The organism is Streptomyces calidiresistens, assembly GCF_014141525.1.
Taxonomy (GTDB): domain Bacteria; phylum Actinomycetota; class Actinomycetes; order Streptomycetales; family Streptomycetaceae; genus Streptomyces; species Streptomyces calidiresistens.
In genome coordinates this window covers 1-9,424 of sequence record NZ_VKHS01000130.1, presented here as the reverse complement: position 1 = coordinate 9,424, position 9,424 = coordinate 1, and the positions used below count along the sequence as shown (strand labels likewise).

7 protein-coding genes are annotated in these 9,424 nt (G+C 73.4%); all 7 read left to right on the top strand.

What is annotated here, in order from left to right; genetic code table 11:
* The coding region (locus FOE67_RS08370) for a hypothetical protein (protein ID WP_438874198.1) at positions 1-1,285 on the top strand (1,285 nt) is incomplete at its 5' end.
* A gap of 303 nt (positions 1,286-1,588) precedes the next feature.
* Positions 1,589-3,058 (top strand): amidohydrolase, encoded by a 1,470-nt coding sequence (locus tag FOE67_RS08365; protein WP_182662059.1) that lies wholly within the window; start codon positions 1,589-1,591, stop codon positions 3,056-3,058.
* Positions 3,059-3,307: 249 nt separating this feature from the next.
* Positions 3,308-4,339, top strand: a complete 1,032-nt coding sequence (locus tag FOE67_RS08360) for a BMP family lipoprotein (protein WP_182662057.1) — start codon at positions 3,308-3,310, stop codon at positions 4,337-4,339.
* Between the two features lie 394 nt (positions 4,340-4,733).
* Positions 4,734-6,428, top strand: a complete 1,695-nt coding sequence (locus tag FOE67_RS08355) for an ABC transporter ATP-binding protein (protein ID WP_438874199.1) — start codon at positions 4,734-4,736, stop codon at positions 6,426-6,428.
* A complete protein-coding gene (locus FOE67_RS08350) occupies positions 6,425-7,657 on the top strand; it encodes an ABC transporter permease (protein ID WP_182662055.1) in 1,233 nt (410 codons plus the stop codon). The genes FOE67_RS08355 and FOE67_RS08350 overlap by 4 nt, the downstream gene beginning before the upstream one ends.
* On the top strand, positions 7,657-8,943 hold the full coding sequence (locus FOE67_RS08345; RefSeq protein WP_182662053.1) for an ABC transporter permease: 1,287 nt from the start codon (positions 7,657-7,659) through the stop codon (positions 8,941-8,943). The genes FOE67_RS08350 and FOE67_RS08345 overlap by 1 nt, the downstream gene beginning before the upstream one ends.
* The gene (locus tag FOE67_RS08340) at positions 8,940-9,395 is read left to right on the top strand and encodes a cytidine deaminase (protein ID WP_182662052.1); all 456 of its coding nucleotides are present in this window, start codon (positions 8,940-8,942) and stop codon (positions 9,393-9,395) included. Before FOE67_RS08345 ends, FOE67_RS08340 begins: the two co-directional genes overlap by 4 nt.
* The last annotated feature ends 29 nt before the right edge of the window (positions 9,396-9,424 follow it).

Genomic DNA, 9,424 nt, shown 5'->3' with positions numbered 1-9,424 from the left:
GGAGGGGGTCGTGGTCGGGCCGCCGGTCCCCGGTCCCCGCGGGGACGCCGGTGGGTCCCGTGCCGCCGGCGGGGGCGTCGCCCCGGCCGGCGGGGCCGTGATGCCCGGCGGCGCCGGAACGGTGGCGGGAACCGAACCGGTCGGGCCCACCCTGGCGGTGGTCGAGAGCCCCGTGCAGCTGCTCAACACCCTGGAGTGGACCCGGGCCCGGGGCGCCGGCGCCGCCGACACCGAACTGCTGGTCCTGCCGCCGCGGAACGCCGGCGGACGGGGCCAGCTGCGCCGCATGGCGGAACTGGCCCGCGACGCGGGCCACCCCGTCCACTGGCACGAGGTGCGGCCCGGCGTCTCCGGGTTGCGCGGCCTGACCGCCCTGGTGCCCCGGGTCCGCCGCGCCTCCCGACTGCTGATCGGCGACCCCTTCTCGCGCCGGATGCAACTGCTGCTCTCCGCCGCCGCGCCCGCCCGGGTGACGGTCGTGGACGACGGCACCGCGACCCTGGAGTTCCTCGCCCAGCTGACCCGCGGGGAACGCCTGGTGCGCTGGCACCGCCGTCCGCCGCGCGGGGTGCGGGCGGCGCTCTTCGGCCCGATAGCCGGACGAGCGGTGAGCCGCCTGGCGCCGGGCCCCGGGCGGCGGGTGGAGGTCTTCACCGCGATGCCGGTCGGGGCCCCCGCCTCCCCGGAGGCGCTCGGCGGCCCCGTCGCGGACGGCGGGCCCGCCGGTCCGGAGGGGGAGGTCCCGGTGGGGCCGGGCGGCACCGGGCTGCCGGCCGGTCTGGAGATCGTGCGCAACCGCCTGGAGTGGACCCGCGCCGCCTTCGGTCCGCCCACCGTCCAGGAGGGCGCCGACCTGGTGGGCACCTCCCTGGTGGAGACGGGCGTGGTGCGCGAGGACCGGTATCTGGCGGGCGTCGCCGACCTGGCGGCCCGCCACGGGGTGCGCCGCTACTTCGCCCACCGGCGCGAGAGTCCCGGGAAGCTGCGCCGGATCGCCGCCGAGTCCGGGGTGGAGATCGTCCGCCCGGACCTGCCGCTGGAACTGGTGGCCCGGCGCGGGCCGATCGCCCGGCAGGTGCTCAGTTTCCCCTCCACCGTCGTGCACACCCTGCCGCCGGTGCTCGCCGGCACCGGGGCGGTGGTGACGGCGTGCCCGATCCCGGCCGAGTGGCTGAGCGAGGGGGTGACCGAGCGGGCCGGGCGCTTCCTGGCCTCGGTGGTGGACTCCGCGCCGGGGGAGGGGCGCGCGGGGGAGCGGCCCGGGGGTTCCGACTCCGGGGCGTGACGAGGTCCCGCGCCGGGCGGACGCCCCCGGCCGGGCGCCCTGCGCGCGCTTCGACCGCCGTCCCGGTGGCCCGGCGGCGACACGCCGGGCCCGGGGAGGGGTCGATCGGTCCCGAAAAGGGCCCGGACCTCCCCTTCCGTCCCGCGTGACGCACGTCTCACTTGGTGGACCCGCGAGAAGCCGGAAGTCATACCCCTTAACCTTGAGAGGTATGCACGTCCCTGTCGAGCAATTGTCCCCCCATCGGGTGAACGCGCCGTGACCGCCGGGAAGTTGGACGCGGCCGACGTTACCCTCGGTGAGATGGCCCACATTCTCTCCCCGAGCTCCCCGGGCACTCCCTCCGGGGCGCCGACCCGTGCGGCCGAGGCCGCTTCCGACGGCTCCCTCGACGGTTTTCCCGGGCCCTCGCCCGCCGAGGCCCCGGGCGTCCCGGAGGTCCCGTCCGTGCCCCTCGACGCCCCCGGCGTCCCCGGCCCGGCCGGCGGCACGGCCCCGCCGACCGACCCGGCACCACCCGTTCCGCGCGGCGGCGGGGGCCCGGTCCCCCTCCCCGGCACGGTCCCCGCGGAGCTCGCGGACGAGCTGGTGGCCATCCGCCGTGACCTGCACATGCACCCCGAGCTGGGCAACCACGAGATCCGCACCACCGGCGTGGTCCGCGAGCGGCTGGAGCGCGAGGGGCTGACCCCCCGCGTCCTGCCCGGCGGCACCGGCCTGATCTGCGACATCATCCCCGTCCCGGAGGGCGGGCCCGGGGGCACCCGGGGGGCCCGGTCGCGGAGGAGCCGCCCGATGCTGGCGCTCCGCGCCGACCTGGACGCCCTCCCGATCCCCGACACCAAGTCGGTGCCCTACCGCTCCACGATCCCCGGCCGCGCCCACGCCTGTGGGCACGACGTGCACACCACGATCGTGCTCGGCGCGGGCATCGTCCTGGCCCGGCTGGCCCGGCGCGGCCTGCTGCCCCACCCGGTGCGGCTGCTCTTCCAGCCCGCGGAGGAGGTGCTGCCCGGCGGCGCGCAGGACGCGCTGGAGGCCGGGGTGCTGGACGGCGTGGGCCGCATCCTCGCCGTGCACTGCGACCCGAGGGTGGAGACCGGCCGCATCGGTCTGCGCACCGGCCCGATCACCTCGGCCTGCGACCGGCTGGAGATCTCCCTCTCCGGCCCCGGCGGCCACACCGCCCGCCCGCACCTGACCACCGACCTGGTGACGGCGGCGGCCCGGCTGGTGACCGACGTGCCGGCGCTGCTGGCCCGCCGGGTGGACACCCGCGCCGGCCTCGCGCTGACCTGGGGCCGGCTGCAGACCGGCCACGCCCCCAACGTCATCCCGCAGATCGCCGAGCTGTCCGGCACCATCCGCTGCCTGGACATCGACGCCTGGCGGGAGGCCCCCGACCTGGTGCACGCGGCGGTGGACGAGGTGGCGGGACTGCACCGCGCCAAGTCCGAGCTGCGCTACGTCCGGGGCGTGCCGCCGGTGGTCAACGAGCCCGGCTCCGCGGCCCTGTTGGGCGAGGCGATGGCGGCCCGGTGCGGGGCGGGCAGCGTCGAGCCGACCGAGCAGAGCCTGGGCGGGGAGGACTTCTCCTGGTACCTGGAGCACGTGCCCGGCGCGATGGCCCGGCTGGGGGTCCGTCCGCCCGGTGAGGCGGGTGCCGTTCCGCGCGACATCCACCAGGGTGATTTCGACGTGGACGAGAACGCCATCACGGTGGGTGTCGAATTGTTCACGGCCGCCGTCATGCTCGACGCCGAGGAGCGCTGAGGGGCCCTCCCGCTCGCACGGTGGCCGGGAGCACGCTCCCGACCTGCGACGATGCCGCATCCGGTACGCCGGGTGCGGCATCGTTCGCTTCCGGTGAGGGCACCGTTCGGACGCTTCCGTGTTGCGGTCGCATTGCGTTCACGACGATCCGATAACAGGAATCCATCCGTCCGTCACTTCTTATCTACGCGCGTTACCATTCCGCCGAAAGCAGCGCCCGAGAGGCGCTCCGAGCGAAGGGAACGTCTCTTGCGCCGCGTAACGAGGCTTGTATCCACTGTGGCCGTCACGGCGGCCCTCGCTCTGACCGCGAGCGCCTGCGGTGAGAGCTCCACCGAGACCGCCGACGGGGAGAGCCCGGGCGTCGGCATCGCCTTCGACGTCGGTGGCCGTGACGACCAGTCCTTCAACGAGGCCGCGGCGCGGGGCGCCGACCAGGCCGAGGAGGAGCTGGGCATCTCCGCCAACTTCCAGACCGCCCGCAACGACGAGACCGACGCGGACCGCGAGCAGCGACTGACCGAACTGGCCCAGGAGGGCTACAACCCGGTCATCGGAGTGGGCTTCCTCTACGGCAACGCCATCACCCGGGTCGCCGAGCAGTTCCCCGACACCACCTTCGGCGTGGTGGACGCGGTGGCCGAGGGCGACAACGTCTACAGCATGGTCTTCGCCGAGCACGAGGCCTCCTACCTCGCCGGTGTGGCCGCCGCGCTGAAGACGGAGACCGGCAAGGTCGGCTTCATCGGTGGTGTCAACATCCCGCTGATCCAGAAGTTCCAGGCCGGCTTCGAGCAGGGCGTCAACGACACCGACCCCGAGGTCGAGGTCGACGTGCAGTACCTGTACGCCGACGACGACCGCGGCTTCACCGACGTGGCCAAGGCCAAGGAGCAGGCCGACGGCATGCTCGGTCGCGACATCGACGTGATCTACTCGGCCGCCGGCCTCGCGGGCAACGGCTCCATCGAGGAGGTCGCCGGCGTCGAGGGCGCCTGGGCCATCGGCGTGGACTCCGACCAGTACCTGCAGGACGGTCTGGCCGAGTACAAGGACTCGATCCTGACCTCCGCGGTCAAGGGCGTGAACGTCGCGGTCTTCGACCTCATCCAGAGCGTGCACGACGGTGAGCCGCTGAACGGCATCGGCGAGTACACCCTGGCCGACGAGGGCGTGTGGCTGGCCACCTCCGGTGGCTTCATCGACGACATCATGGACGAGATCGACACCGCCCGCGAGGGCATCATCTCGGGCGAGATCGTCGTCAACGACACCCCCTGAGTCCGACCCCGTCCGACTCCCGCCCGGCGCAGCCGCACCCCCGGTCGCCGTCCGTCCCCGACGGACGGCGACCGGGCGGGCCGGCCGCCGGTGCCGCCCCGCCCCGTTCCCCCGAGCCCTCGGGGGCGGGGCGGTCGTCGGACCCGGGGCACCGGCCGGTCGGTGACGACCGGCGTTGCCCACCCCTCACCGCTTCCGATCGCCGGCCTTCCGTATCGTGGCTCCCGGGGATCGGATCCATCACCGTCGCCGATCGGGTTCGCCCGTTCCCCCGGTGCGGAGCCCTGCTCCCGCCGGGACCGGACGTCGGTGCTACGCGGGTAGAATCCGCCGGGGCGCGATAGCGTCGACCGACCTCCCGGCCCCGCTCCTTCGCCCCCGAGGAGAGTGCGTCATCCCAGCCTCCATCACCCCCGCCGACGGTGGCCCCGCCGAGGGTGTCCCCGCCGTCGAGCTCCGCGGGATCACCAAACGCTTCCCCGGCGTCGTGGCCAACCACGACATCGACATCACCGTCCGGCGCGGCACCGTGCACGCCCTCATCGGGGAGAACGGCGCGGGCAAGTCCACGCTCATGAAGATCCTCTACGGCATGCAGAAGCCGGACGAGGGCACCATCACCATCGACGGCGAGCGGGTCACGCTCTCCTCGCCCGCCGACGCCATCCGGCACGGCATCGGCATGGTGCACCAGCACTTCATGCTCGCGGACAACCTCACCGTCCGGGAGAACATCGTCCTCGGGGCGGAGAAGGCGTACGGCATCGGCGCCCGCTCCCGCCGCCGGATCATGGAGATCTCCGACGCCTACGGCCTGGACATCCGCCCCGACGTCCTGGTCGAGGAGATCGGCGTGGCCGACCGTCAGCGGGTGGAGATCCTCAAGGTCCTCTACCGCGGGGCCCGCACCCTGATCCTCGACGAGCCCACCGCCGTGCTGGTCCCGCAGGAGGTGGACGCGCTCTTCGCCAACCTCCGCGAACTGAAGGCCGAGGGCCTGACCGTCATCTTCATCTCGCACAAGCTCGGCGAGGTGCTGTCGGTCGCCGACGACATCACGGTCATCCGGCGCGGCACCACCGTCGCCTCCGTGGTCCCCGCCGAGACCAACCCCGGCGAACTCGCCGAACTGATGGTCGGCAGCGAACTGCCCGTCCCCGACACCGGCGAGTCCACCGTCACCGACGAACCGGTCCTCACCGTCTCCGGCCTGCACCTGTCGGGCACCGACACCGAGGGCACCCTCCGCGAGGTCCTCACCGACATCGACTTCACCATCCACCGCGGCGAGATCCTGGGCATCGCCGGCGTGGAGGGCAACGGCCAGGCCGAACTGGTCGAGGCCGTCATGGGCATCCGCACCCCCGACGGCGGGCGGATCGAACTGGCGGGCGAGGACATCTCGCGCGCCGGGACCCGGGCCCGCCGCGAGGCCGGCGTGGGCTACATCCCCGAGGACCGCCACCGCCACGGCCTGCTGCTCAACGCCCCGCTGTGGGAGAACCGGATGCTCGGCCACGTCACCGAGCGCCCCAACAGCCGCGGCGGCCGGCTCACCATCGCCGACGCCCGCCGGGACACCGAGCGGATCGTCGGCGAGTACGACGTGCGCACCCCCGGCATCGAGGTCACCGCCGCCAGCCTGTCCGGCGGCAACCAGCAGAAACTGATCTTCGGCCGGGAGATGAGCCACGACCCCAAGGTGCTGATCGCCGCCCACCCCACCCGCGGTGTGGACGTCGGCGCCCAGGCCCAGATCTGGGAGCAGATCCGGCAGGCCCGGGCCCGGGGCCTGGCGGTGCTGCTGATCTCCGCCGACCTCGACGAGCTGATCGGCCTCTCCGACACCCTGCGGGTCATGTACCGGGGTCGGCTGGTCGCCGAGGCCGACCCGGCGACGATCACCCCCGAGGAACTGGGCACCGCCATGACCGGCGCGTCCGGGGGCGGCACCGCCGCCGGCCCCGCCGGGGGAACCCCGGCCGGGCCCGGTGACCGGGACACCGGCGACGAGGGTGCCGCCGCACCCGACCCCGCGCCGGGGTCCGGCGCCGAGCACGACGGACGCGCAGACGGAGGCGCCCGATGACCACCTCGCCGCTCACGTGGCGGCCGTTGCGGCGGATCGACCGCGAGAAGCTGATCCTCGGCTTCGCCGCCCCCGCCCTGGCCCTGGCCACCGCCTTCGTGATCATCTCCCTGGTCATGTCGCTGACCGGCCAGAACCCCTTCCTCGCCTTCCAGATCATGGGCGACTACGGCACCAAGGCCGACAGCCAGGTCTGGATCATCAACAAGGCGATCCCCTACTACCTCTCCGCCGTCGCGGTCGCCATCGGCTTCCGGATGAACCTCTTCAACATCGGGGTCGACGGCCAGTACCAGGTCGCGGCGTTCTTCGCCGCCGCCGTCGGCGGATACCTCACCTTCTCCGGCACCCTGCGCATCCCGTTCATCCTGCTCACCGCCATGGCGGTCGGCGCGATCTGGGCGGGCATCGCCGGCTTCCTCAAGGCCACCCGGGGCGTCAGCGAGGTGATCAGCACGATCATGCTCAACGCCATCGGCGGCGCGCTGATCGGTTACCTGCTGCACGACGGCCGACTCGCCGAGCGGACCCAGAACATCGTCCACACTCCGTACCTGCCGGAGTCGACCATGTTCTTCACCATCGACACCGACGCCGGACGGATCTACGGCACGATCGTGATCGCGATCGTCGCCGGCCTCGCCTACTGGTACCTCCTCGGGCGCACCCGCTTCGGCTTCGACCTGCGGTCGGTCGGCGAGTCCGAGTCCGCCGCCCGGGCCGGCGGCGTGAGCGTCAAGCGCATGGTGGTCACCGCCATGGTGCTCTCCGGCGCCATGGCCGGGCTGGTCGGCATGCCGACCCTGCTCAACGACTCCGGCACCTTCGGCAACAACTTCCCCGGCGGCATCGGCTTCATGGGCATCGCCATCGCCCTGCTCGGCCGCAACCACGCCGTCGGCATGGCCTTCGCCGCCCTGCTGTGGGCCTTCCTGGAGCGCACCGGCGGTCGCCTCAACTTCGAGGGCTACAACCAGGAGATCGTCGGCGTGATGCAGGGCATCATCGTCCTCTCCGTCGTCATCGCCTACGAGCTGGTCCGCCGCTGGGGCCTGCGCCGCCAGCAGCGGATGGTCGGTGCCCAGCTCGCCGCCCGGGCCGCCGCGACCCCGGCCACCGCCGGCGCCGCGGTTTCCATGGAGAAGTCCCCCGCCACCCCCGGCCCGACGGGCGACCGCCGCGCCGGTAAGAACGGGTCGGACGACCCGACCGACCCGGAGGTGTCCTGATGGCCAGTGAACTGGCGACCACCCCGCCCCCGGTCCGCCCGCGCGGTCGGGTCGAACGCGGCGGCAAACGCCGCCTGAGCTACCCGATGATCCTGTTGATCATCGCCGGCGGCCTGCTCCTGCTCTCCCTGGTCCGGGCCCTCACCGACACCGGCAGCCTCACCGACACCCGGCAGTGGGGCAGCGCCCTGGGCCTGGCCGTCCCGATCGGCCTGGCCGGCCTCGGCGGTCTGTGGGCCGAACGCGCCGGCGTGATCAACATCGGCCTCGAGGGCATGATGATGCTCGGCCTGTTCGCCGCCGGCTGGATCGGCTGGCAGTACGGGCCCTGGGCCGCGGTCCTGGCCGGCATCATCGGTGGCCTCCTCGGCGGCCTGGTGCACGCGGTGGCCACCGTCACCTTCGGCGTCGACCACATCGTCTCCGGTGTGGCGATCAACATCCTCGCCCTGGGCGTGGTGCAGTTCCTCGCCAAGCTGTGGTTCGGCGAGGGCGAGGCCGCGCAGGCCGGCGGCAACGACAAGCAGTCCCCGCGGATGGAGGAGATGCCGACGTTCACCGTCCCCGGCATCTCCGACGCGCTGCGCTCGATCGCCGACCAGGGCTGGTTCCTCGTCTCCGACACCGCCGGCATCCTCGGCGCCGCCGTCACCAACGTCTCCTGGATCACCCTGCTGGCGATACTGCTGTTCGTCGGCACCTGGTGGGTGCTGTGGAAGACGCCGTTCGGCCTGCGGCTGCGCTCCTGCGGCGAGAACCCCGTCGCCGGTGAGTCGCTGGGCGTCAACGTCTACCTCTACAAGTACATCGCGGTCGCCGTCTCCGGTGGTCTGGCCGGCCTCGGCGGCGCCTACCTGGCGGTCTTCATCCGCATGTACCAGGACGGTCAGACCGGCGGTCGCGGCTACCTGGGCCTGGCCACGATGATCTTCGGCAACTGGCGCCCCGGCGGTGTCGCGATGGGCGCGGGCCTCTTCGGCTTCATGGACGCCCTGCAGATCCGCGGCGGCGGTCCCACCGTGCACGGCATGCTGCTGCTGTTCGCGATCGCCCTCGCCGGTCTCGCCGTCTACCAGTTCATTCGCAACAAGCGGGTGGCCGGCACGGTCAGCGGCGTCCTCGCCGTGCTGCTCTTCCTGTGGTACTCGGCGACCGACACCATGCCGCTGGAACTGGTCACCGCCAGCCCGTACATCACGACCCTGCTGGTCCTCGCGCTGTTCTCGCAACACCTGAGAGTGCCGGCGGCCATTGGCAAGTCCTACAGACGGGGCCAGGGGACATGACCGCACCCGACCGGGCGGACCCGGCGGACCCGGCGGGGGAGTGGGACACCCTGCGGGCCGCCGCGCGGGAGGCCGCGCGGCGCGCCTACGCCCCCTACTCCGGCTACCCCGTCGGTGCGGCCGCCCGGGTGGACGACGGGCGGATCGTCACCGGCTGCAACGTGGAGAACGCCTCCTACGGGCTGGGTCTGTGCGCCGAGTGCGGCCTGGTCTCCGCCCTGCACGCCGGTGGCGGGGGCACCCTGGTCCGCTTCACCTGCGTGAACGGCGAGGGCGAGGTCATCGTCCCCTGCGGCCGGTGCCGACAGCTGCTCATGGAACACGGGGGCCCCGACCTGCTGCTGGAGACGCCCGAGGGCGTGCTGCCGCTGGACCGCCTGCTGGCCCTGGCCTTCGGACCGCAGTGGCTGCCGGAGGCCTCCCGCCCCGCCGGGCCGCCCCCCGCGGGGTGAGCCCCCGGGGCGGGCGTCACCGGTCCGCC